This window comes from Dactylococcopsis salina PCC 8305 (assembly GCF_000317615.1).
Lineage (GTDB): Bacteria > Cyanobacteriota > Cyanobacteriia > Cyanobacteriales > Rubidibacteraceae > Halothece > Halothece salina.
The window spans coordinates 1,030,597-1,051,817 of the sequence record NC_019780.1; the positions used below are offsets into that span (position 1 = coordinate 1,030,597).

26 protein-coding genes and 1 pseudogene are annotated in these 21,221 nt (G+C 42.7%); 12 read left to right on the top strand and 15 right to left on the bottom strand.

Annotation, left to right across the window (positions count from 1 at the left end):
- Positions 1-251 precede the first annotated feature (251 nt).
- The 3 genes from DACSA_RS05240 (at position 252) to DACSA_RS05250 (ending at position 1,060) form a co-directional block, all read left to right on the top strand.
- Entirely contained in the window at positions 252-437 is a 186-nt protein-coding gene (locus tag DACSA_RS05240) for a hypothetical protein (RefSeq protein WP_015228752.1), read from the top strand.
- Between the two features lie 81 nt (positions 438-518).
- Positions 519-803 carry a DUF4258 domain-containing protein gene (locus DACSA_RS05245; protein ID WP_015228753.1) on the top strand — a complete coding sequence of 95 codons (285 nt, stop codon included), beginning with the start codon at positions 519-521 and terminating at the stop codon, positions 801-803.
- Entirely contained in the window at positions 800-1,060 is a 261-nt protein-coding gene (locus tag DACSA_RS05250; protein WP_015228754.1) for a DUF2283 domain-containing protein, read from the top strand. Before DACSA_RS05245 ends, DACSA_RS05250 begins: the two co-directional genes overlap by 4 nt.
- Positions 1,061-1,411: 351 nt before the next feature.
- Here DACSA_RS05250 and DACSA_RS18195 read toward each other — a convergent pair whose 3' ends face one another.
- The 4 genes from DACSA_RS18195 to DACSA_RS05270 form a co-directional block, all read right to left on the bottom strand.
- Complete coding sequence (locus DACSA_RS18195) at positions 1,412-2,524, bottom strand: HEAT repeat domain-containing protein (protein ID WP_015228755.1); 1,113 nt, start codon at positions 2,522-2,524, stop codon at positions 1,412-1,414.
- Positions 2,521-2,802 carry a hypothetical protein gene (locus DACSA_RS05260; protein ID WP_015228756.1) on the bottom strand — a complete coding sequence of 94 codons (282 nt, stop codon included), beginning with the start codon at positions 2,800-2,802 and terminating at the stop codon, positions 2,521-2,523. Before DACSA_RS05260 ends, DACSA_RS18195 begins: the two co-directional genes overlap by 4 nt.
- A 135-nt stretch (positions 2,803-2,937) precedes the next feature.
- Positions 2,938-3,312, bottom strand: coding sequence for a DUF1257 domain-containing protein (locus DACSA_RS05265; protein ID WP_015228757.1), 375 nt, complete (start codon positions 3,310-3,312; stop codon positions 2,938-2,940).
- A gap of 469 nt (positions 3,313-3,781) precedes the next feature.
- Positions 3,782-5,419, bottom strand: a complete 1,638-nt coding sequence (locus DACSA_RS05270) for an AAA family ATPase (protein ID WP_015228758.1) — start codon at positions 5,417-5,419, stop codon at positions 3,782-3,784.
- A gap of 185 nt (positions 5,420-5,604) precedes the next feature.
- Here DACSA_RS05270 and DACSA_RS05275 point away from each other — a divergent pair, with 185 nt between their 5' ends.
- The 4 genes from DACSA_RS05275 to DACSA_RS05290 are packed head-to-tail and all read left to right on the top strand — an operon-like array spanning position 5,605 to position 6,971.
- Positions 5,605-5,826 carry a DUF2997 domain-containing protein gene (locus tag DACSA_RS05275; protein ID WP_015228759.1) on the top strand — a complete coding sequence of 74 codons (222 nt, stop codon included), beginning with the start codon at positions 5,605-5,607 and terminating at the stop codon, positions 5,824-5,826.
- Positions 5,823-6,380: a nucleotide exchange factor GrpE gene (locus DACSA_RS05280; protein WP_015228760.1), complete on the top strand. Its 558-nt coding sequence runs from the start codon at positions 5,823-5,825 to the stop codon at positions 6,378-6,380. The genes DACSA_RS05275 and DACSA_RS05280 overlap by 4 nt, the downstream gene beginning before the upstream one ends.
- Before the next feature lie 53 nt (positions 6,381-6,433).
- Positions 6,434-6,652, top strand: a complete 219-nt coding sequence (locus tag DACSA_RS05285; RefSeq protein ID WP_015228761.1) for a type II toxin-antitoxin system HicB family antitoxin — start codon at positions 6,434-6,436, stop codon at positions 6,650-6,652.
- Positions 6,653-6,698: 46 nt separating this feature from the next.
- Complete coding sequence (locus DACSA_RS05290) at positions 6,699-6,971, top strand: hypothetical protein (protein ID WP_015228762.1); 273 nt, start codon at positions 6,699-6,701, stop codon at positions 6,969-6,971.
- Between the two features lie 29 nt (positions 6,972-7,000).
- On the opposite strand, the gene DACSA_RS05295 is transcribed toward DACSA_RS05290, so the two are convergent.
- From DACSA_RS05295 to DACSA_RS19625, 5 genes and pseudogenes are all read right to left on the bottom strand, one after another.
- Complete coding sequence (locus DACSA_RS05295; RefSeq protein ID WP_015228763.1) at positions 7,001-7,231, bottom strand: hypothetical protein; 231 nt, start codon at positions 7,229-7,231, stop codon at positions 7,001-7,003.
- A gap of 376 nt (positions 7,232-7,607) precedes the next feature.
- Positions 7,608-7,949 (bottom strand): type II toxin-antitoxin system RelE family toxin, encoded by a 342-nt coding sequence (locus DACSA_RS05300; RefSeq protein WP_015228764.1) that lies wholly within the window; start codon positions 7,947-7,949, stop codon positions 7,608-7,610.
- Positions 7,950-8,186 carry a hypothetical protein gene (locus DACSA_RS05305; protein WP_015226285.1) on the bottom strand — a complete coding sequence of 79 codons (237 nt, stop codon included), beginning with the start codon at positions 8,184-8,186 and terminating at the stop codon, positions 7,950-7,952. It lies immediately after the preceding gene.
- 257 nt (positions 8,187-8,443) lie between these two features.
- Positions 8,444-8,992 carry a formylglycine-generating enzyme family protein gene (locus tag DACSA_RS05310; RefSeq protein ID WP_041235344.1) on the bottom strand — a complete coding sequence of 183 codons (549 nt, stop codon included), beginning with the start codon at positions 8,990-8,992 and terminating at the stop codon, positions 8,444-8,446.
- Positions 8,993-9,000: 8 nt separating this feature from the next.
- A pseudogene (locus DACSA_RS19625) lies at positions 9,001-9,710 on the bottom strand (IS1 family transposase).
- A 5-nt stretch (positions 9,711-9,715) separates the two neighbouring features.
- Between DACSA_RS19625 and DACSA_RS05325 the strand changes: the two are divergent.
- The 4 genes from DACSA_RS05325 to DACSA_RS05340 all read left to right on the top strand — a co-directional run bounded on the left by DACSA_RS05325 (position 9,716) and on the right by DACSA_RS05340 (position 11,179).
- The gene (locus tag DACSA_RS05325; RefSeq protein WP_041235347.1) at positions 9,716-10,132 is read left to right on the top strand and encodes a hypothetical protein; all 417 of its coding nucleotides are present in this window, start codon (positions 9,716-9,718) and stop codon (positions 10,130-10,132) included.
- A 95-nt stretch (positions 10,133-10,227) separates the two neighbouring features.
- Positions 10,228-10,440 carry a hypothetical protein gene (locus DACSA_RS05330; protein ID WP_041235348.1) on the top strand — a complete coding sequence of 71 codons (213 nt, stop codon included), beginning with the start codon at positions 10,228-10,230 and terminating at the stop codon, positions 10,438-10,440.
- Positions 10,441-10,637: 197 nt separating this feature from the next.
- Entirely contained in the window at positions 10,638-10,922 is a 285-nt protein-coding gene (locus DACSA_RS05335; protein WP_015228765.1) for a DUF4258 domain-containing protein, read from the top strand.
- Entirely contained in the window at positions 10,919-11,179 is a 261-nt protein-coding gene (locus tag DACSA_RS05340) for a DUF2283 domain-containing protein (RefSeq protein ID WP_015228766.1), read from the top strand. The genes DACSA_RS05335 and DACSA_RS05340 overlap by 4 nt, the downstream gene beginning before the upstream one ends.
- A gap of 135 nt (positions 11,180-11,314) precedes the next feature.
- On the opposite strand, the gene queC is transcribed toward DACSA_RS05340, so the two are convergent.
- Entirely contained in the window at positions 11,315-11,992 is a 678-nt protein-coding gene (gene queC, locus DACSA_RS05345; protein ID WP_015228767.1) for a 7-cyano-7-deazaguanine synthase QueC, read from the bottom strand.
- Positions 11,993-12,603: 611 nt separating this feature from the next.
- Between queC and DACSA_RS05350 the strand changes: the two genes are divergently transcribed.
- On the top strand, positions 12,604-13,857 hold the full coding sequence (locus DACSA_RS05350; protein WP_015228768.1) for an L-lactate MFS transporter: 1,254 nt from the start codon (positions 12,604-12,606) through the stop codon (positions 13,855-13,857).
- 43 nt (positions 13,858-13,900) lie between these two features.
- Here DACSA_RS05350 and opcA read toward each other — a convergent pair whose 3' ends face one another.
- The 5 genes from opcA to ltrA form a co-directional block, all read right to left on the bottom strand.
- Complete coding sequence (opcA, locus tag DACSA_RS05355) at positions 13,901-15,043, bottom strand: glucose-6-phosphate dehydrogenase assembly protein OpcA (protein ID WP_015228769.1); 1,143 nt, start codon at positions 15,041-15,043, stop codon at positions 13,901-13,903.
- A gap of 42 nt (positions 15,044-15,085) precedes the next feature.
- Complete coding sequence (zwf, locus tag DACSA_RS05360; RefSeq protein WP_015228770.1) at positions 15,086-16,615, bottom strand: glucose-6-phosphate dehydrogenase; 1,530 nt, start codon at positions 16,613-16,615, stop codon at positions 15,086-15,088.
- Between the two features lie 102 nt (positions 16,616-16,717).
- Positions 16,718-17,872, bottom strand: a complete 1,155-nt coding sequence (tal, locus tag DACSA_RS05365; protein WP_015228771.1) for a transaldolase — start codon at positions 17,870-17,872, stop codon at positions 16,718-16,720.
- 46 nt (positions 17,873-17,918) lie between these two features.
- Positions 17,919-18,950: a class 1 fructose-bisphosphatase gene (gene fbp, locus DACSA_RS05370; protein WP_015228772.1), complete on the bottom strand. Its 1,032-nt coding sequence runs from the start codon at positions 18,948-18,950 to the stop codon at positions 17,919-17,921.
- A 121-nt stretch (positions 18,951-19,071) separates the two neighbouring features.
- Positions 19,072-20,994: a group II intron reverse transcriptase/maturase gene (gene ltrA, locus DACSA_RS05375; protein ID WP_015228773.1), complete on the bottom strand. Its 1,923-nt coding sequence runs from the start codon at positions 20,992-20,994 to the stop codon at positions 19,072-19,074.
- Between the last annotated feature and the right edge of the window lie 227 nt (positions 20,995-21,221).

Here is a 21,221-nt window from a genome sequence, read left to right on the forward strand (position 1 = left end):
AGTTATTAATTTTCTTAGGAAAAGACGAAATTACTCCTCATATCTAGCTTAGATTTTAATGTGCGATTCGATCGCTAACATGGACAATTCCTCCTTTGTCACCTTAAACCGTTACCAGTAGGTTGGGTGAAGAGAAGCGAAACCCAACACAACTCGATCGATTACTTTGGTAGTTACCAGTAGGTTGGGTGAAGAGAAGCGAAACCCAACACAACTCGATCGATTATTTTGGTAGAGAGGCAGTTATTCTGATGAACAAAAAATTAACCATGAATGCTCATAAAGTATCCCTTACCTTAACAACAGATGGAGAAGCGACCTTAAAAGGATTACCTTTTCAAGCTGGGGAAACGGTTGAAGTCATTGTTTTAGAAAAGTCTGCGCGATCGCGCTTATTTCTCTTCGATTTCCGATCGAGGTTATTTAAAAGGAGTTGAAACAACTCTCACCGAATGGAACTCTGAAGCTGATGAAATCGCCTATGAAGATTTATGAATACAAATTATCAACTGTTATAAATGATTATTCAGTTAACTGATTCTTTTCAAGTTTTTGTTAGTAATCATGCGGTTCAACAAATGGAGAAACGTCAAATCAAACAAACTTGGATTAGGGAAGTCTTAATTAATCCCATTGCCATTGAATCTGATCCTAAAGATGCTGATTTAAAGTGGGCTTTTGGGAAAGTTGATTGTCAGGATGGACTAACAAGAGTTTTGAAAGTTGTTTACAATGATCAAGTGACCCCATTTAAAATAGTGACGATTCATTTTGATAGAAAGGCAAAAAAGAGGTTTTTATGAAAATCAATTATAATTCTATAGAAAAAACAGCCTATATTGAATTATTCTCTTCAGAAATCATCGAATCGGAAGAAGTGACTTCAGGGATTGTTTATGATTTTGATGCTCAAGAAAAAATTGTTGGCATTGAGTTATATCATATTGAAAAACTGTCAATTGAAGAACTTAAGAGTCTTTATCAAGTGTTGGAAACTAGAGAGGAAAAGCAACAACTCAGTGATTTCCTAACGTCTTTAATTGCTGTCCAAGCAGCTTAAATGTTGGGGAAAGTCTTCAATCTAAACTTTATTAATAGCAATTACCAGCAATTTTAAGTGGTTATTTTTCCATTTCCACCAAACCCGATCGCGCTCCTCAAAGATATTATTAAATCACGCGATCGCGCTACTGCCCAAGAGTCTTTGCAACAATTATTTAATTTCTAATTTGACCGCGCTTCTGTCTCAACTATCTAGGCTGTTTCCAGAATTAGGATTGCTCTTTTGTTGAATGATGCGCTTCCATTCCTCTAATGATCAAATTTTACCTTTGAGAGAGGCTGCTAATTTCTGAAAGAAAATGTCTCATGCTTGCTCATCAGCAGGGTTACTCATTTTAGGTGGTTAAGGTTATTTGAGTCCTCTTTCTCTGAGAGCGCGATCGGCTGCGCCGCGTACCCCCCCATGTTCATCCCTTACCAGAGAATGGAGAGTTTCTACAGAAGTGTTGGGATTTTGAGCCACCCTCCTGCGTACCCCCGAACTTTCATCCCTTACCAGAGAATGGAGAGTTTCTACAGAAGTGTTGGGATTTTGAGCCACCCTCCTGCGTACCCCCGAACTTTCATCCCTTACCAGAGAATGGAGAATTTCTACAGGAGTGTTGGGATTTCCCGCCACCCCTGAGCGTACCCGCCGATATTTATCCTGAGCCAGAGATTGGAGAGTTTCTACAGGAGTGTTGGAATTTCCCGCCACCCCTGAGCGTACCCGCCGATATTTATCCTGAGCCAGAGAATGGAGGATTTCTACAGGAGTATTGGGATTTTCCGCTACCCTTCTGCGTACCCCCCAACTTTCATCCCTTACCAGAGATTGGAGATTTTCTACAGGAGTGTTGGGATTTTTCGCCACCATCCAGCGTACCCACTCATCTTCATCCTGAACCAGAGAATGAAGAGCTTCTACAGAAGTGTTGGAATTTATAGCCACCCCTAAGCGTACATCCTCATCTTCATCCCGAGCGAGAGATTGGAGAGCTTCTACAGGAGTGTTAGGATTTTCCGCCACCCCTGAGCGTAACTCCTTATTTTTATCCCGAGCCAGAGAATGGAGAATTTCTACAGGAGTGTTGGGATGTCTAGCCACCCAATAGCGTACCCACCACTCTTCATCCCGAGCGAGAGAATGGAGAATTTCTACAGGAGTGTTGGGATTTTTAGCCACCCTTGAGCGTAACTCCTTATTTTTATCCCGAGCCAGATAATGGAGAATTTCTAAGGGAGTGTTGGGATGTCTAGCCACTGCTTTCTTATCTTCAACAGTCGCTTCCCTCAAAACTTTTAATACCTCTTCGCCATAATTAATCGCTTTTTGCAGGGCTTCCACTCGCAAAGCCTGATCCGAACTCTCTAACTTTTTCTTAACTCCTTGAATCCCACCCAGCACCGCCCCGCGAAAGGGTGGCGTTGTTCCTCCTAATACCGCATCGGTTGGTTTGGGCTGTTTTTGTTCCTCACTCATTGGCTTCCTCCTCTTAACTTATATAAATAATCTTCCGCGATTAGAGTCTTAATGCGGTTAAATTCTCCCCATAATTCCGTAGCGGGTTGAGGAGGGGCAGACTGGGCTTTTTTCTTAGCAGCGTTTAATGTTTTTCTCGCGTTTTCAATTTCTAAATTCGTTGGCGAATCTGATAAGCCACTTTCCATGAAATCTAATAAGTCTAAAATATCTTTTTGTTTTTCTACAGGTAGTTTACGAAACTTTTCTAAGATGGTTTGTTCAAGATTAGCAGTCATTTTGGAATCCCTAACTGATCGGTGAGATGTTTGCTGAAATTTGTTGTCAAGCAACAGCATACTGGCTTTCCCTCTTCTACATAATAACTAATCAATCTTCCAAACATAACTTAAATTGCTGATTTTTCTAATTTTTTAAACCCATCTCCCGACAACTACTTTCACCGTTCCATCTTCTAAAACTTCCTCCTCTTCCACATCAAAGCCTTGTTCCTCTACCGTTTGCATCAAGGTTTGATGGGCATACTTTTGATTAATTTGATTGAGAAATTCCTGTTGATTAATTCTCGCGTCCCAAAAATCAGCAACTAATTCATAACTCTCCCCATTGCGACGAAAGCCTAAATCATAACCATTCTTTTGCCGAATGACATATTCTGCATTGGTTTGATTCCCTTGATACCCTCTAACTTTGGTATTGCTTTCTACTTGATAACCCAGTTCAGTTAATACTTGTTGGAGAATCTCTCCGTTTTTAATTTGAATTTTAATCGTGCTAAAGTGTGACATTATTTTGCCCCCTAACTGATCTAATTTTAATCATTCTTCCCTTAAAAATCCGCCAAGTTTTGGCAATGCCCCCTCAATCCCCCAAGTGTGGGGGACTTTTAGGGTTCTGCCCCCTCAATCCCCCAAGTATGGGGGACTTTTAGGGTTCTGCCCCCTCAATCCCCCAAGTGTGGGGGACTTTATAGAGTTCTGCCCCCCTCAATCCCCCAAGTGTGGGGGACTTTATAGAGTTCTGCCCCCTCAATCCCCCAAGTGTGGGGGACTTTATAGAGTTCTGCCCCCTCAATCCCCCAAGTGTGGGGGACTTTTAGGGTTCTGCCCCCTCAATCCCCCAAGTGTGGGGGACTTTATAGAGTTCTGCCCCCTCAATCCCCCAAGTGTGGGGGACTTTATAGAGTTCTGCCCCCTCAATCCCCCAAGTGTGGGGGACTTTTAGGGTTCCCCCAAGATTGGGGGCTAGGGGGCAAAACTAATCAACTTGAATGGGATTAATCCCTGATGAAGATTGATAATCTTGCAACTCTTTTAACAGTTCATCGTCTTTAGAGGCAGTTCTTGCGCCAGCTTCAGCAGCCCAGCGTTTCAAACCTGCAATCTGTTGATGCGCGATCGCGCTCAGTGGTACAGTTTCCTCTAACGCTGCTAATATATCTTGGGTACTAAAATCTCGCCGTTTCCCACTTTCTCCCTGTCCAAACGCTAAGTGCATCCCATCAATAATTGCTTGCTGAATCTCTGCACCACTGAAGTTTTCCGATGATTTTGCCAGTAAATCCAAGTTAAACTCTTGTAAGCGCGATCCTCTTACTTGCTGTAAATGCACCCGAAAGATAGCTTTGCGTTCCTTCTCCGTGGGAAGATTGATAAAAAAGGTTTCATCAAAGCGCCCTTTCCGCAACAACTCCGCGGGTAACACTTCCACATTGTTCGCCGTCGCCACAATAAACACAGGCTGGGTTTTCTCCTGCATCCACGTAATCAGCGACCCAAACACCCGTTGCGACGTTCCCGAATCACCACTCACCCCACTGTTAATACTGCCAAACGCCTTATCAATCTCATCAATCCACAGAATACAAGGCGACATCGCTTCCGATAACTGAATCATCTGACGGACACGGCTTTCACTTTCTCCGACGATTCCGCCAAATAACCGTCCTGTATCCAATCTTAAGAGAGGAACGCGCCATTCATGGGCGATGGTTTTCGCAGAAAGGGATTTTCCTGTTCCCTGTATCCCCACTAATAACAATCCTTTCGGTGTGGGAATCCCATAACGCTTCGCCTCATCACTAAACGCATCCTTCCGCATCCTTACCCATTCTTTCAGGTTTTCCAACCCTCCCACCATTTTCAAGGAATCAGGCGCTGGAGAAAACTCTAAAATCCCTGTTTGACGAATGGTTTGTCGTTTCTCCTCTAAAACCACATCAATATCGGTTTCATTGATTTCCTGTTTCGCAGCGAGGGCTTTCGCTAATACTCGTCTGATTCTAGCGCGACTCAATCCCTGACAGGCTTTGAGAAATTGTTCTTTCGCTAACCCTTCCAGTTTCAGTTTCTCTGGTGTCACCAGTTGCGAGACAAGATAATCTATCTCTTGAAAGGTTGGGAGAGGAAAGTCTAACACCGTCATCTCTTCCGAGAGTTCAGAGGGAATTTCCAAACGGTGAGACAATAGAAGAATGGTTTTGCGACTGGTTTTGAGTTCTCGCGTCAGATTCTTAATTTCGCGGATGATGGGCGCATTTTTGTCGGTTTCGGGGTTTTTGAGAACGCTATGCAAGTCACGCAGGATAAATAAAGTTGCATCCTCCTCCTTGCTGGTGCGGATGCGGTTTAACGCCCCCATGAGTGATCCTTTATCCTTGTTATTATCACTCCAACCGCGCACAATATCCCAGTAGAGAAGTTCGCGTTGCGGGTTTCCTCGTTTTGAGACTTCCGAGAGGACTTGTTCCACTGGTTCTTCTTCCACTGCCACCAGATATATTAAAGGGTAGCGCGATCGCAGCATTAAATCTAGTTCTTGGATAATCTCTTGATGGGGATGTTGATTACCCAAAACAGCATCTGTTTTTTTAGGTTGGGAGAGTCGGGAAGTCATAGTCTCTAGATCAATTCATAATTAATAATTTGGTTCTTTGTCCTTCGTTATCCAATAACCAATGACTAATACTACTATGTTAGTTCGATTCATTATGTAGAGACGTTCCATGGAACGTCTCTACATCCGATAACTGGTAAGATATCAATTAAAATCAGGGCGAAAACAGAATCGATTAATCAATCATGGCACAATATCAGCGTGTTGAATACCGCATCGGAAAAGATGGCAAAATCAAAGAAACCGTCCTCAACGGTTCAGGAGAAAGCTGCACTGAAACCACATCCGACATTGAATCAGCATTAGGGGAAATAGAATCACAAGAACTCCTCCCAGAATACTACGAAGGAGAAGAAAACTTAGTCACCGATGAAACCCAATTTTTACAACAAGGAGAGAGAGAATGAATCAATCCAGAGATTTGTTTTGGTTGGGTTTAGCCTTGTCTGCTGTCGCGGTTGTGGGGGTTCTCTGGTTACAAAATGAATCGTCAAAAGAATCATCAAAAGATAGCAACGATGAACCCATTCCCCCAGAAACTGATGAAGAGAAAGAAGCGTTACGCAACGAGTGTGAACGGTTGCGGGAACAGTTGGAACAACAGAAAAATAGTCTCAATGAAGACTTCCAACAAGCAACTTTTGAACAATTGCAATCCCTGTTAACTCAGTATCCCAGCGCTCGGAAAATGGCGCAAGCAAAACCCGAACTTCCCGCGAAAAACTTTTCTGCATTGTTTACCCCCCTCGAAAACTTGTTAGAAGAATGGGGAATCACTCCCATTGGAGAAGTTTGGGAAACCGTAGCATTTAACCCACAGTATCATCAAGCGGATAGTGAAGAGATAGAAACAGGAGAAGAAGTTTATGTGCGGTTTGTGGGCTATCGTCAAGGGGAGAAAATTCTCGTTCCCGCCAAAGTCAGTCAAACTTTACCCGCAGGAGTGGAACGATGGGAATGATGCCAAACCCTATCAAGAAAAAGATGTTATCAATGCAATTAGGATTATAGACAATGCTGGAGACTCTTAAGTACAAAATGGTGATCGAGTGGTCAGAAAAAGATGAGTGTTTTTTAGTCGCTTTCCCAGATTTTCCAGGTAACTACTGGCGAACTCATGGTGATACTTATGAGGAAGCATTAGCTAATGGGAAGGAAGCTCTAGAATCATTAGTGCTTTGCTATAAAGATTTAGGAGAAGCACTCCCGACTCCTTCAGTTGTTAGCACTTAATCTGATTAAATTGAAACCAAAGAAAAACTAATTTTTAGTGAGAAAAATGAGTTTAATTACTCCTGATAAATTACAGCATTTTCAAGCAATGATTGAGTTAGCAAAATCTCAAGAGAGGGATGATGAGCAGATTTTTATCATTAATAATGTGACCTGGGAGGACTATAAGAACTTATTAGAAATCACCAGTGAAAAATCAGGAATCTTATTAAAATATTGCCGAGAAAACTTAGAATTAATGTCGCCCAGAAGTCGCCATGAAATCTATAAAGAAAACATTGGCACTTTATTAGAATGTTATTTTTTCGCTACATTGTAGTAGGGTGGGCATTGCCCACCCTACAATAACTAGAGTTGTTTCCGCTTCGGTGTTCCATGTAAGTAATGATCATGCTGATAAGAGAGATCGTCCACTCCTGTTTTCACCTTACACTCTTCTAACAAATCCCCTAAAGCCTCCCAGTCTGAAGTTGATTCATTACTCTTTTCATTGAACTCTCTGAGCAGTTTATAAACTTGCTCTAACTGCTCTTCTGGAATGCGCTCTAATTCGGCTTGGATCAACTCTTTGATTGTCATTGCTTTACCCTAATGCTTTATCTTCCCTATAGCGATCCTATCTTTTGAGATTGCTTTTCATTGATTTATTATCCTTCAACTAAGGATGGACGAGGCAAACTCTACAAGGTTTATCAAAAAAATTCGACTCGCGCACAGTGCGAGAAATATAGCGCTACGCGCTAGGCAAGAGGCTTGCATGCAAAAGGCAAAAGTAAGTTATAGGTGAGTTTCAACATTTTGGAATGTCCTAACCTGATTTTGTAGCGCTATAAAAGGGAAAAGGGCAAAGGGATAGAGAGTCCTCACGGATGAGGAGACAACCCGAAAACCGAGGTTGAAGTAGCCGAGTTTGTGATATTCTCCTGTTAACCAAGAACTTCCATCAAATGAAGAATTAGTTGGATTGATCTAGAGTTTCCTTGATAATATCTTCAATTTCTGATGCAGTGATATTCGTTTGTTCTGATTTCGCATAAATGACTAAAAGTAAGATAATTTCATTGCCAAAAACTTGATAAATAATCCGATATCCTCCGCTTTTTCCTGTGGGAATATCACTATTTTTTGCCCGTACCTTAAAGACGGTTTGTGAAACACCAATAATTTGAGTTCCGACAAGATTACCAGCCTTTATTGCTTCGAGTACAGGGTTAATGTCCTCTCGGATTTGACGATAACGTTTGCTTAGTTTTTTGAGACGACGCTTAAAGGGATCAGTAAAGCGAATTTCTTTCATTTATTCTTCGATTCCTTCCCAAAGTTCTTCCAGAGGAAAGGTTTTTCCTTGTTTCGCGTCGATTAGGCTTTGCTTAAAGTCTGCAATTAATTCAGCTTTGCTGTCTATGGGGTGGGTTTCTGCGGTTAATGCTTGTAGAATGGTTTCCCAAGTGTCTAAGGGAATTAATACATCTGTGGTTTTTCCTTCTTGGTTGGTCAGGTAACGAACTTGTTGTTGGATATGTTCTAAATTCATGTTTTTTGTATCTGAATCGCGCGATCGATTTCCTTAAAATAACAAGGGCTACAGAGTCCTAGTAGTAGGGTTTGCAAGGCAAACCCTACGATAACTTCCCTATAGCGATTCTATCTTTTGAGATTGCTTTTCATTGATTTATTATCCTTTAACAAAGATGGACGAGGCAAACTCTACAAGGTTTATCAAAAAAATTCGACTCGCGCACAGCGCGAGAAATAAAAGAGAAAAGGGCAAAAGAGCCAGAGGGTAAAGGGCTAGAGAGTCCTCACGGATGACGAGACAACCCGAAAACCGTTGTCGAGGTTGACGTAGTCGGGAGTGCCCCAATCGCGATTGGCGCAACGGCAGTACCTCGGATTAGGGTACCAAGAACCCCCGCGCATCACACGCCGATAGTGATCTCCTTCGGTTAACCAAGCACTGCCATCATTGGGCGCTCCCTCATAATTCTCATGCCAGACATCTTCACACCACTCCCACACATTTCCGTGCATATCGTATAAACCAAACGCATTGGGCGGAAATGACCTCACTGGCGTTGTCTTTATTCGATAGACTCCTTTTTTCCCGTTACCATAACGGGAATTGCCATCATAGTTGGCGAGGTCAGTGCTGATGGTTTCCCCAAAATAAAATGGGGTGGTTGTTCCTGCACGACAGGCGTATTCCCATTGGGCTTCTGATGGTAGTCGATAGGTTTTCCCTGTTTGTTCGGATAGCTTTTGGCAAAATTCTTTTGCCTTGTGCCAACTAACACGCTCTACTGGATTATTTTCTCCCTTAAAATAAGGGTAGTCCTGCATAGTAATGATCAATGTTGCAGGCTTGCCTTGTAGTAATGTATAAAGTCCCAAATAGCCCCTAAATGATTCTGGAATTTTTTAGAGAAAGAAAGACTCTTTCTAACTAATCTACCAACTCGTTGTCTAAGTGTATTATTAAATCTTTCTATATGATTAGTCTGACCAGTTTCTTTGCCAACTGCTTGATGTCTCTTAGTCGGTAAAATTCCTTGATAGGCTTCCCAAAAATCTGTATAACAAGTTGCACATTGACGGTAAACTGGTGGCAAAGAATCCCATAATTTTCGGGCGGCGGCGCGATCGCGATCGCGCTTCTTAAACACCGACAATTTCTTTAGTTAAACTATCAATAGCTAACCAAATCCATACTTTATTTCGCTTAGAACCAACGAATGACCACATTTCATCAATTTCAAGAATTAACCTTCCTCTTTTTTTTTTCAGTAATTTTAGCTTCTTTAGGAGTCAGATAATATTTTTGATTAACATAGTCTTGCAACCAACGCTCTGAAACCTCAGCAACTCGCGCGATCGCTGCTAAAGCTAAGCGTTCCTTTAACAATTTATCAATTAAATCACGCTTGTCTTGGGAAATCGGTTGACGAGAAGGATTATTAACAAATTGTCGCCCACAATGTTGACAGCGAAAGCGCTGTTTTCCATAATGCGTATGTCCATTTTTGACAAATTTGGAAGAGTGACATTTTGGGCAATTCATTACTCATGTTTTTCGTTAACTTCAATCTCTCAATATATTGTATCATTACTATTCAGCACTACCGAACGGCTTATCCTTGCGAAGGAGAACCATTAACGCTACAAGTGGCAGTAGATGGACAACGACAGATTCAGTTAGATATTGGAGAGTTAGCAGAGGTTTCTCAACTGGGAGAAGTGAGTTATGATGCACAGGGACGAATGACCACAGGAAATGTCAGTCATCAGAGGCGGTTTAGTTCCCTGGCGCAGAATCGGGAACAGGTGTGTGTGGCGCATTTAGAACCAGTGGGGAAAGTAGGGCGCGATCGAATTTCAGTCCAATTTGCTGTCAATGAACGGCGTATTTTGGTGGGAACAGTCCAAGATTTGTTAACCCAACAGGTATTAGTAAATGGGAAAGAAGTTATCAAGTTAACTTGATTCTTATTTTTCTGGATCATTTCAATCGCTGAAATTCCTCGAAAATTGTTCGATCGAGAATTTAGGAATTTTGAAGGTTATACTAAGTAGGTTGGGTGGAGAGAAGCGAAACCCAACACAATTCGATCGATTCTTTTCGTAAAAAAGCAGACAAAAACGTAGGTGCGGTGGAGAGAAGCGAAACCCAACACAATTCGATCGATTCTTTTCGTAAAAAAGCAGACAAAAACGTAGGTGCGGTGGAGAGAAGCGAAACCCAACACAATTCGATCGATTCTTTTCGTAAAAAAGCAGTTATTGTTATATAGCAATCCCCAATGAATTGTAAATTAATCCCCCCTAACCCCCCTTTGAAAGGGGGGAACAGTTTATCAACTTTTTACAAATAAATTAGAACTGCTATAGACTAAAAATTAACCATGAATGATCAGAAAGTATCCCTTACGTTAACAACAGATGGAGAAGTACATTTATTGAATTGAACAAATGATAGGAATTATTATCAATGATTATTCAGTTAACTGATTCTTTTCAAGTTTATGTTAGTAATCATGCGGTTCAACAAATGGAGAAACGTCAAATCAAACAAACTTGGATTAGGGAAGTCTTAATTAATCCCATTGCCATTGAATCTGATCCTAAAGATACTGATTTAAAGTGGGGTTTTGGGAAAGTTGATTGTCAGGATGGACTAACAAGAGTTTTGAAGGTTGTTTACAATGATCAAGTGACCCCATTGAAAATAGTGACGATTCATTTTGATAGAAAGGCAAAAAAGAGGTTTTTATGAAAATCAATTATGATTCTATAGAAAAAACAGCCTATATTGAATTATTCTCTTCAGAAATCATCGAATCGGAAGAAGTAACTTCAGGGATTGTTTATGATTTTGATGCTAAAGATAAAATTGTTGGGATTGAGCTTTATCATATTGAAAAACTTTCAATTGAGGAACTCCAAAGTCTCTATCAAATATTGGAAACTAGAGAGGAAAAACAACAACTCAGCGATTTTCTAACGTCTTTAATTGCTGTTCAAGCAGCTTAAAAATTCTAGAAACTCATCAATCAACTCCTTTTAACTGAAATTAGGATTAGTAACTGCTTTTAGATGTTTCAGTACAACCTCAACCTATGTGAAGGCGATCGCGCTTATATGATCTGATTTCAAATTTGATCGCGATCAAAGATAGGGAAGCGGATCAGTTAATCCTAATTCTTGAAAGGCTTTTAATCTCAACTGACAAGAATCACAAACACCACAGGCTTTTTCTCCTCCTTGATAACAAGACCAAGTTTTTTCCCAGGGAACATTTAACTGATTTCCTAACTGAATGATCTCTGTTTTTTTCAGTTCAATTAAGGGAGAAATAATTTCGATCGAGCGTCCTTCTCTACCTTGTTTTGTTCCCAATTTAAACACCTGTTGCATCGCGTTGATATAATCGGGACGACAATCAGGGTATCCCGAATAATCCAAAGCATTCACTCCCAAATAAACCCGTTTTGCTTCTAACGCTTCCGCATAAGCTAATCCAAAACTCAGGAAAATTGTATTACGCGCAGGAACATAAGTCACGGGAATCTCTGTCGCCATCTCTTCGGGGGCGCGATCGCGCGGCACATTGATTGTTGCATCAGTCAAAGCTGATCCACCCCATAAGCCTAAATCAAAACTAATCACCTGTTGCGTCACCCCGGCGGCAGCTGCAATGTCTCTCGCTGCGTCTAACTCTCGCTGATGACGTTGTTGATAATTAAAAGAAAGGGCGTAACACTCATAACCATCTGCTTTCCCTTGATAGAGAACAGTGGAAGAATCTAATCCTCCTGAAAGTAAGACAACTGCTTTATCGGTCATTCCATCTAATTAAGGTAACTTCGGCTGGGAAAACTCAACTGTTCAATTTTAACTAGGGGTTGCTGAAAAAGTCCATTGGTTGGTTAAGTAAGGCAAGAGGCAAGTTGCCTTAGGCAAAAGGCAAGAGGCAAAAGGCAAAAGGCAAGAGGCAAGAGGCAAAAGGCAAAAGGCAAGAGGCAAAAGGCAAAAGGCAAAAGGCAAGAGGCAAAAGCAAGTAGGTTGGGTGAAGTTTACGAAACCCAACACCAATCGGCAAGAGGCAAGTTGCCTTGCCTTAGGCAAGAGGCAAGTTGCCTTAGGGTTGATTGATCGGTAGGAGGGGAAGGTTTTGATGCAAGGTGCGTGACGATTGAACAATCAATGAACTTGCATTTTTATCTGAACTGAATCGCCTCAAATCCTTATTTGGTAAGACTTTCAGTTTCCCAACAGCAAGCCCTAACTAATCCACAGTCTTTAAAGAATATAATTCCAGTTGCCTAATCCGATTTGGGGTTCAATTGCCTTCAATCCCTTATCTAATCTAGCTTTTGCCTGATACCAATCCCCGATTAGTCTCTGTCACCCTCGGTTAAAATGGTTTAGTTTGATCAACAATGAGGGCAATTTGGATGCAAAATAACGATCGAAACCCAGAATTAAAAATACTCGGACGACCAGCAAATCAAGGCAGATGGTTACTGATTCCATTAGGAATGACAGTCTTACTCTGTTTAGGAACAGTTTACTCTTGGAGTATTTTTAGAACTCCCCTCGAAAATGAACTCAATCTCAGTGCAACAGAAAGCCTTTTTCCCTACACCATTGCTTTAGTCTTTTATGCCACCTTCATGCCCATTACTGGCTTTTATATCCATCGTTTTGGCCCAGCTTGGATTACGGGAATTGGTGGGGGAATTGTTGGGTTAGGCTACATTCTCTCTAGTTTTGCCACTAATATTCTGATGTTGACGTTTACTTATGGGGTGATTGTAGGAATGGGAGTCGGGATTACCTACGGCGTACCGATGGCGGTGGCTGCGCGATGGTTTCCCGATCGAAAAGGATTAGCGGTGGGGTTAACGATTGTGGGATTTGGCTTATCTCCCCTAGTTACCGCACCTTTAGCGAAACGTCTCATCGATCAATATCAGGTGAGACCAACACTCCTATTGTTAGGAATTGCCTTTACGCTCATTATCTCAGCGATCGCTCTCACTTTTAAATTCCCTCCCGACAATTGCCAATCCCTCCCTGAAACCCCTTCTCTTCCTCAAACCGTTACTTCCCCTCAACACTTGCTCAAAAGTCGCTCTTTCTATGGGCTATGGCTGTGCTATACCATTGGCACGTTCGTTGGCTTAAGCGCGATCGGGATTTCTAGTTCCGTCGGAGAAGAAATGATTAACATTGATTCTGGAGTCGCTGCCACCAGCGTTTCCTTGTTTGCTTTGTTTAATGGGCTGAGTCGTCCTTTGTTTGGCTGGTTGAGCGATCGTTTCCCACCGCGCTATGTGGCGATCGGGTCTTACACTCTCATTTTAATTGCCTGTACAATGATGGCAAATGCTCAAGAGGGACAAGTGATCACTTATTTAATTGCTTTCTCTCTATTTTGGTTTTGTTTGGGAGGATGGTTGGCACTTGCACCCACAGCGACTTTACGATTATTTAACCCCAGTGACTACGCTCAAAATTATGGCATTGTCTTTACCGCTTATGGGGTGGGAGCATTGTTAGGAACGCTAGTTGCGGGACAGATTCGAGATTGGTTTGGTAGCTACACCTATGCGTTTTATCCGATGGCAATCTTAGCAATATTGGGGATTATCGTTGCTAATTTCTTACTGAAACGCGATCGAGCAGTTGCTGATCTCAAAAAATAAGGTGGGTTGTTAACAGTCATCCCCACCTCATCTCTAAACTGATCTAGCTGTTTTTTGACCTTAATTGCAACATCTCATAAGTGAGCGCCATACTCTCTTCGTATAATACCTCTCTTCCCCAACGTTGTAACTGCTTCGTTAACAACTGTTCAGTTTTTTGATCAAACATGGGAGTCACCTGTTGGATGCGACAAGATTGGGCGCCACCTCCAGACTCCATCCGCATACAGCCTGTGGTTTCCGAACAAAGCACGGTACAACAGTCCGCTTGTAAATTGGTGGAACTGAGACGCAGACTGATCAAATCACCGACAACTTCTCCCGCATCTACGGGAATCCCTGCTAATTCCGCTTCTATCTCTTTATTTTCATCATCGGTAAATTTGATCCGTCGTATATCGTAGTCTCCCCCCTCATAGGAATAGGAAACTGGTCGCCATTTTAAGCGAGAGGCTAACCAACCTAAAAACATCAACGCTTGAGTGGGATTCCCTTTTTCATAGTCAATGGTGACGCGATCGACCTCGGTTAAAGCGCTACGTCTTTCGGGGGGATCAAACGCCTCTGCGGTCAATTCTTGCCAAGCGGCTAACCGTCGCCAATTGAGATCAGCAAATACCATCCCCTCCGCTAACACTTGACCAATCGCCTCTAACTCGGCTTCGGGTTGCTCAAAGCTACTAGAATCAGTGATAATAATATCGCTACTCTCTGCCAAACGCTGAAATAAAGGGGATTCTGGTTCAGGAACTGCTTTCCACCAAAGAAACTTAGGAAGTTCACTCAGCATTAACGCCGCAATCATTCCTCCGATGCGATCGAACGCTTGGGGCGTTCCCGTCAGATTAATATACTCACAGCAGACTAAACTATTACTTCCTTGCTTTTGAATCGGACAATAAGCAGACACTTTCGCCGAAACGCCCTCATCTTCGCCTTCTGTGGGATAAAGCGTAATAATGCGACAAGGATTCGCCGCCGCAATCGCATCCGCCATCGTCTCTTCTTGATCCTGCTTTGCCTCCGATTCATATACAATCATAGAAAAGGTGCTTGCTCGTGTGGCGATCGTGCCATCTGCACCCGTGTTATTTTGCCAAATCTGATTTAATTCTGCTTCGATTTCTTCTAGAGAAACATCTTTCGGATTTTGTAAAGAAAGAAGCGGTGGAGATTGAGTCGTCATAATAATTAAATCCTCACTTTTTACAATCAAAACGGTTTTGAATCACAAGCGCCGCCAACGGCGACCATCAGCATTAATCAACGCCTCTGCTTCTGCTGGTTGCCAGGTTCCAGCTTCATATTGCGGAACTAAAGTGGGGTCACTGGCTTCATCCCATGCGGATAACGCAGGGGTGATCACTCGCCAAGCCTCTTCCACCTCGTCCGATCGCGTAAACAGGGTTTGATCCCCCAACATACAATCTAAGAGTAAACGGTTATAAGCATCCGCCGTCGCCATGCCAAAGGATGACCCATAACTAAAGTCCATATCGACCGATCGCGTCCTCAATTCCGGTCCTGGCATTTTCGCCTCAAACCGTAGGGAAATCCCTTCATTGGGTTGTATCCGCATCGTTAAAACATTGGGATTCGTTTGTTGCGCGGCGGATTGAAAAATCAACAAAGGAACTTCTCGAAACTGAATCGCAATTTCTGTCACCTTCTTCGGTAGGCGTTTTCCAGTGCGAAGATAAAACGGAACACCTTTCCAACGCCAATTATCACAATATAATTTAAGTCCCGCAAACGTGGGAGTCGTGGAATTAGGATCAACGCCATTTTCTTCGTGATATCCAGGCACTGATTTTCCTTTCATCCAACCAGCGCTATATTGTCCTCGAATCGCACAGCGATCTAAATTGTTAGGATCAGCAAGATAAAAAGATTGTAACGCCTTCGTTTTCTCACTACGAATGCTATCCGCATCTAAAGAGTTCGGCGCTTCCATCGCCGTTAGAGAAACCAACTGCATTAAGTGATTTTGCACCATATCTCGCAGTGCGCCAGACGTTTCATAATAACCAGCGCGATCTTCGACTCCCACTGTTTCCGCCACTGTAATCTGTATGTGATCCACAAATTGACGATTCCACAAAGGCTCAAAAATCGCATTCGCAAAACGGAACACTAACAAATTTTGTACCGTTTCTTTGCCGAGATAATGGTCAATGCGATAAACTTGGTTTTCGTAGCAAACCTCTTGCACGGTACGATTAAGAGAACGAGCAGAGGCTAAGTCTTTTCCAAACGGCTTCTCAATGACGAGACGATGCTTTTTCGGGTCGCTTAACATTCCCGCACTTCCCAACTGATTAATTGCTTCTGGGAAGAATTTTGGCGAAACCGCTAAATAAAAGACACGATTTCCTCTCGTGCCTCGTTTCCCGTCTAATTCCTCTAGAAATGCTTTTAGTTTCTGGTAACTTTCCTCTTGATCCATGTTGCCAGAACAATAATAAAGCCCTTCCGCAAAATCTTTCCAGAGTTCTTCGTTACCAATACCAGTGGAATAGTTTTCAATCCCTTCGCGCATTTGTTCACGAAAATAGTCGTGACTCCAATCTCGTCGCGCCACACCGACAATGGTTAATTCCCCTGGAAGACGATGTTCTCGTTTGAGTTGATAAAGGGCGGGAACCAGTTTCCGTTGCGTTAAGTCTCCAGACGCACCAAAAATCACCAAAATGGCAGGTTCAGGGATACGTTCTTGTTGTAAGCCAATCCGAAGCGGGTTTTCTTTAACTGCTACCATATCATCTATTTTTCAAGTTTGTTCTAATTTTATGCTTTAAGCCCCCCAGAATTGGGGGGTTGGGGGGCAATTCCTCCCCGAATTTAGGAAAAAACAATGAGATTAAACCGCAGTTAACTGTTTAACCTTGTTTTCTAAGGAAGAAATTAGAGATTCGTAAGGCTTGACAAATTTGTCGATACCCTCGTCGAGTAACTCTGCCATTACCTGATCTAAATCAATGTTGACATCGGGGTCTTTTAGCGTTTCCATGAGTTGATACGCCGCGTCGATGTCCATTTCAATGCGATCGCCAGGGCTACAGTGATCCGCGCACGCCTCGATCGTATCGGGAGGCATAGTGTTAACGGTATTGCGTCCCACCAACTCATCGACATACATGACATCGCTGTAATCTGGATTTTTCGCGCCCGTACTTGCCCAAAGTAACCGTTGTAAGTGAGCGCCTTTTGCTTCTAGTTTCTGCCAGCGTTCACTGCTAAAGATTTTCTTGAACTCTTGATAAGCGATTTTAGCATTTGCAATGGCAACTTTCCCTTTAATTTCGCGCAGTTTTGCCTGTTTGGATTCTTCATCCTCTCCTTTGAGCTTCTCATCAACCATTTTGTCGATTTTGACATCAATGCGGCTGAGGAAGAAACTAGCCACAGAAGCGATTTTACTGATGTCGTTGCCATCTTCTACTCGTTTTTCCAAGCCACGAATATAAGCCCAAGCCGTATCCACATAACTTTCGACGGAGAACAAGAGCGTGATGTTAACATTAATACCATCCCGAATCGCCGCTTCTACTGCGGGGAGTCCTTCAGGGGTGCCAGGAATTTTAATCATCACGTTTTCCCGACCGATTTCTTGGTAGTAACGACGCGCTTCGCTGAGGGTGCTTTCCGTATCTTGAGCAATTGTGGGGGGAACTTCGATGCTGACATACCCATCGAGTCCGTTGGTTTCATCATAAATGGGACGAAGAATGTCACAGGCTTCGCAGATATCTTCAAACACTAAAGACTCATAAATGGCTTGGACTGATTTTCCCGCTTTGCTTCCCGCTTCGATATCTGCGTCGTAGATTTGGTTTCCGGCGATCGCCTTTTCAAAAATGCTAGGGTTAGACGTGATCCCGTGAATACCGCGACTTTCTGTTAACTGTTTTAATTCTCCAGAGCGAATAATATCACGACTGAGATTATCCATCCAGATACTCTGACCATATTCTTTTTCAATTTGTAAGATCGGATTTTCCTTTGCTGTAGTCATTGTTATTCCTCCGTATGATTTTTTTTACTGTCAGATGATAGGATTTTTATTCGGATGCGATCGAGCTTTCTTGATAAAAAGACTCTACTAACGCGACATCTTTCGGACTACCAATAATGAGAGGAGAACGAGCATGAAGTTTGTCGGGGACAACATCCATCAATCGTTGCCTTCCCGTACTGGCTTGACCACCCGCTTGTTCCACGAGGAATGCTAAAGGCACCGACTCATATAACAAGCGTAACTTTCCTTCTGGTTTATTGACTGTTCCTGGATAAAGGAACACTCCTCCCTGTTGTAGGATGCGGTGAAAATCCCCCACTAACGCCCCACCATAACGAGCGCTGTAGCCTTCTTGACGATGGACATAACGCACATAATTGCGGATTGGTTCTTCCCATTGCCAGAAGTTACCTTCATTGAGACTATACACAGACCCCTGTTCGGGAATTTTCATATTTTCCTCAGCGAGGATAAATTCCCCTAAACTGGGGTCAAGGGTAAAGGAGTGAACGCCATTGCCAAGGGAATAGACCAACATGGTACTTGCTCCATAAAGGATATAACCAGCGGCGATTTGTTTATGTCCGTTTTGTAACAAGTCACTGGCGCTTTGATCCACATCATCCCCTTCCTGTTGGCGGATGGCGAAAATCGAACCGACATTTAAGTTCGTATCAATGTTGGAAGACCCATCGATCGGGTCCATTAATAGGGTATAACGCCCGATCGGGCAATTTTCAGGAATATAATAAGGTTTGTCCATTTCCTCTGATGCGAGGCGACAAACCAATCCACTTTGTTGAAACACGGAGATAAAAACATCATTGGCGTAAACATCCATTTTTTTCACAGATTCGCCTTGAACATTTGTTTCTCCCGTAAATCCTAAAACTCCCTCCACAATTCCAGCGCGACTCAGGCGACGTGAGATAATTTTTCCCGCTAAAGCGACACGATTCATTAAAGCACTTAAATCTTGTGCTTCAGCAGAAAAACTGTGGAGTTGTTGTAAAACATGACGAGATAGAGTGGTGCAATCTCGATCTAAACTGGGAGATTGCGTGGGATTAACCATAGTTTTCTCCTTGGGTTACGTTTGACCTAATCAGGGTGGGTGCAGTCGTAGGAGATTGTTAACCTAAGCCAGAAGGTCGCCCTCCTGACTCGGCTTCAGAACGGTACGTGATAGTTTCCCATCATACCGCTCCTCTCCAAACTACGCGCTTATTAACAGCACTTCCCTGCCCAGTTTCCGATTTACGACCTTTCTTTGTTTTGTTTTGGGCTTTCTTTTGCCCCTTATTATCCATTTGTCGTTGTCGGTCTTCAGCAGTTTTCTGATGGTGACAATGACGATGAAGTAATTGTAAATTCTTGTAATGGTCTTTGCCCCCTTCAGCTTTAGGGACGATGTGGTCAACCTCCACTACATCTTCATCCTTAAAGTAAAGTCCACAACGAGTGCATTTGCCTTTCTGACGCTTCATCAGTGTGGCAACCCGTTTAGATACACCAGGGTATTCTCCCCGACGTTTACTCCAGTACCACCAATCTCCATCGTAGGGAGACCTCGAACCCTCGATTTTTATATGTCTTTCAATTGGTGTCCATGCGTGTTTGCGTAATTCATGCGTACCCGCAACAGGAGAATTTGGTATATTGGAGGGAGTTGAAAAGACCCATTTAGTATCTCTGTCTTCTCCGTCTAAATTTTTCTCCTTAGTCAAGTGAAAGTATCTCTCTGTACACCATTTGAGGGTTTTATTCGGATGACGGCTTTTAATCCAGCGACGTAATTTGTTCCACACTAGATTATCTATGTGTGAAAATGTTTCTTTAGAGCAGACTGTTTTGTGATAGTTGCACCATCCCACGATTATAGGATTTAACTTATCAATGATTACCTCTTGGGATTTACCTTTCATTGAATCTAAAACTGAAACAATCTTTTCATAGTGGGTTTTTACGCTTTTGTCGCTGGGTTTGATTATCGTTTTGAATCCAAGTAATTTGCCATGTGTATTTTTTCCTGAGTGATTTTTCCCGATTTCATATTGACGGATGTTCCATCCTAAGAAATCAAAACCTGCTTTCTTTTCTTCGGAATCATATAAGGTGTGGCAAATTCTCGTCTTGCTCTCGCTTATTTCTAAGCCTGAGCCATGTAACCACTGTTCAATCAGCGTTTTCGCTTGTTGGATGATGGATTTATCCTTGTGAAGAACAACGAAGTCATCTGCATACCTGATAAGGGATATTGAAATTCGATTTGCTTGTTTTCCCCCTTTCCAAGTTTCAGCCCATTGTTTTATGTAATCCTCAAGTCCATGCAGAGCAATGTTTGCCAATAGAGGACTTATCACCCCTCCTTGTGGTGTTCCCTCATTTGTTGGCATCCAGTCGCCTCTATCCAAGACCCCCGACTTTAGCCAAGCTCGAATTTGTCGAGCAATAGTCGGAATTGTATTCAGTTTTTGTAAGAGAACATCGTGGTTTATACGGTCGAAGCATTTCGAGATATCGGCATCTAACACCCATTTGGGCTTATACCGAATTGCATTAAAGATTGCTTGTTCCGCATCATGGCAAGAGCGTCCTGGTCTGAATCCGTACGAATTAGGCTCGAATTTTGCTTCCCATTCTGGCTCTAAAGCCAATTTGAGAAGTGCCTGCCTCGCACGGTCTTCCATTACTGGAATGCCCAAGCCGCGTTTTTCTTTACGACCTGGTTTTGGAATCCAGACCCGTCTTAAGGATTCACCTTTCCCTGTAAGAGTCAGGCTTTCAGCAAGGCTCAACCGTTGTTTAGGACTTAGGCTTTTTACACCGTCTATCCCTGTGGTGTTTTTACCCTGGTTATCCTGCGAAATGCGCCTTACCGCTAGGAGTTTGGCACACCAAGACCGTAACAATAATCTTTGGAGTTTGTGAACTTTAGCCACGTCACCACTTTGAGAAGCTCGATAAATCCGTTTTTGGAGCTTAAACACCCTTAGTTCCACCTCTCGCCAGTCTATCTGACTCCACTCCGTTTCAGCCATGAGATTAAACCCAAAACCTAACCAGAGCATTAAAAAGGTCTTTGTCCGAGCATCAAATTTATACTTCAATGAGTTCATAACATTACTCTACTTTCACGTATTATCTTCGTAATCTAAAGTGGCTACGTCTGCTTATCCTTCTCGTTAAAGAAAGCTTTTGCTTCTTAGCCAATCCTTCCCTCGCTCCACCCAGCAAATGAGCCAGAAATTGCGTCCCGACAGACTACTTGAGAAATCGACCTTTCCCAAGAGTATGAACGAGGGTTACTTCGTTCCTGATTTCCATTGATAGAGACCTTATCCTC

Bases quoted from the DNA above. Each gene is read 5' to 3' on its own strand.
- DACSA_RS05240 (WP_015228752.1), top strand. From the start codon at position 252: ATGAACAAAAAATTAACCATGAATGCTCATAAAGTATCCCTTACCTTA.
- DACSA_RS05245 (WP_015228753.1), top strand. From the start codon at position 519: ATGATTATTCAGTTAACTGATTCTTTTCAAGTTTTTGTTAGTAATCAT.
- DACSA_RS05250 (WP_015228754.1), top strand. From the start codon at position 800: ATGAAAATCAATTATAATTCTATAGAAAAAACAGCCTATATTGAATTA.
- DACSA_RS18195 (WP_015228755.1), bottom strand. From the start codon at position 2,524: ATGAGTGAGGAACAAAAACAGCCCAAACCAACCGATGCGGTATTAGGA.
- DACSA_RS05260 (WP_015228756.1), bottom strand. From the start codon at position 2,802: ATGACTGCTAATCTTGAACAAACCATCTTAGAAAAGTTTCGTAAACTA.
- DACSA_RS05265 (WP_015228757.1), bottom strand. From the start codon at position 3,312: ATGTCACACTTTAGCACGATTAAAATTCAAATTAAAAACGGAGAGATT.
- DACSA_RS05270 (WP_015228758.1), bottom strand. From the start codon at position 5,419: ATGACTTCCCGACTCTCCCAACCTAAAAAAACAGATGCTGTTTTGGGT.
- DACSA_RS05275 (WP_015228759.1), top strand. From the start codon at position 5,605: ATGGCACAATATCAGCGTGTTGAATACCGCATCGGAAAAGATGGCAAA.
- DACSA_RS05280 (WP_015228760.1), top strand. From the start codon at position 5,823: ATGAATCAATCCAGAGATTTGTTTTGGTTGGGTTTAGCCTTGTCTGCT.
- DACSA_RS05285 (WP_015228761.1), top strand. From the start codon at position 6,434: ATGCTGGAGACTCTTAAGTACAAAATGGTGATCGAGTGGTCAGAAAAA.
- DACSA_RS05290 (WP_015228762.1), top strand. From the start codon at position 6,699: ATGAGTTTAATTACTCCTGATAAATTACAGCATTTTCAAGCAATGATT.
- DACSA_RS05295 (WP_015228763.1), bottom strand. From the start codon at position 7,231: ATGACAATCAAAGAGTTGATCCAAGCCGAATTAGAGCGCATTCCAGAA.
- DACSA_RS05300 (WP_015228764.1), bottom strand. From the start codon at position 7,949: ATGAAAGAAATTCGCTTTACTGATCCCTTTAAGCGTCGTCTCAAAAAA.
- DACSA_RS05305 (WP_015226285.1), bottom strand. From the start codon at position 8,186: ATGAATTTAGAACATATCCAACAACAAGTTCGTTACCTGACCAACCAA.
- DACSA_RS05310 (WP_041235344.1), bottom strand. From the start codon at position 8,992: ATGCAGGACTACCCTTATTTTAAGGGAGAAAATAATCCAGTAGAGCGT.
- DACSA_RS05325 (WP_041235347.1), top strand. From the start codon at position 9,716: ATGTTTTTCGTTAACTTCAATCTCTCAATATATTGTATCATTACTATT.
- DACSA_RS05335 (WP_015228765.1), top strand. From the start codon at position 10,638: ATGATTATTCAGTTAACTGATTCTTTTCAAGTTTATGTTAGTAATCAT.
- DACSA_RS05340 (WP_015228766.1), top strand. From the start codon at position 10,919: ATGAAAATCAATTATGATTCTATAGAAAAAACAGCCTATATTGAATTA.
- queC (WP_015228767.1), bottom strand. From the start codon at position 11,992: ATGACCGATAAAGCAGTTGTCTTACTTTCAGGAGGATTAGATTCTTCC.
- DACSA_RS05350 (WP_015228768.1), top strand. From the start codon at position 12,604: ATGCAAAATAACGATCGAAACCCAGAATTAAAAATACTCGGACGACCA.
- opcA (WP_015228769.1), bottom strand. From the start codon at position 15,043: ATGACGACTCAATCTCCACCGCTTCTTTCTTTACAAAATCCGAAAGAT.
- zwf (WP_015228770.1), bottom strand. From the start codon at position 16,615: ATGGTAGCAGTTAAAGAAAACCCGCTTCGGATTGGCTTACAACAAGAA.
- tal (WP_015228771.1), bottom strand. From the start codon at position 17,872: ATGACTACAGCAAAGGAAAATCCGATCTTACAAATTGAAAAAGAATAT.
- fbp (WP_015228772.1), bottom strand. From the start codon at position 18,950: ATGGTTAATCCCACGCAATCTCCCAGTTTAGATCGAGATTGCACCACT.
- ltrA (WP_015228773.1), bottom strand. From the start codon at position 20,994: ATGAACTCATTGAAGTATAAATTTGATGCTCGGACAAAGACCTTTTTA.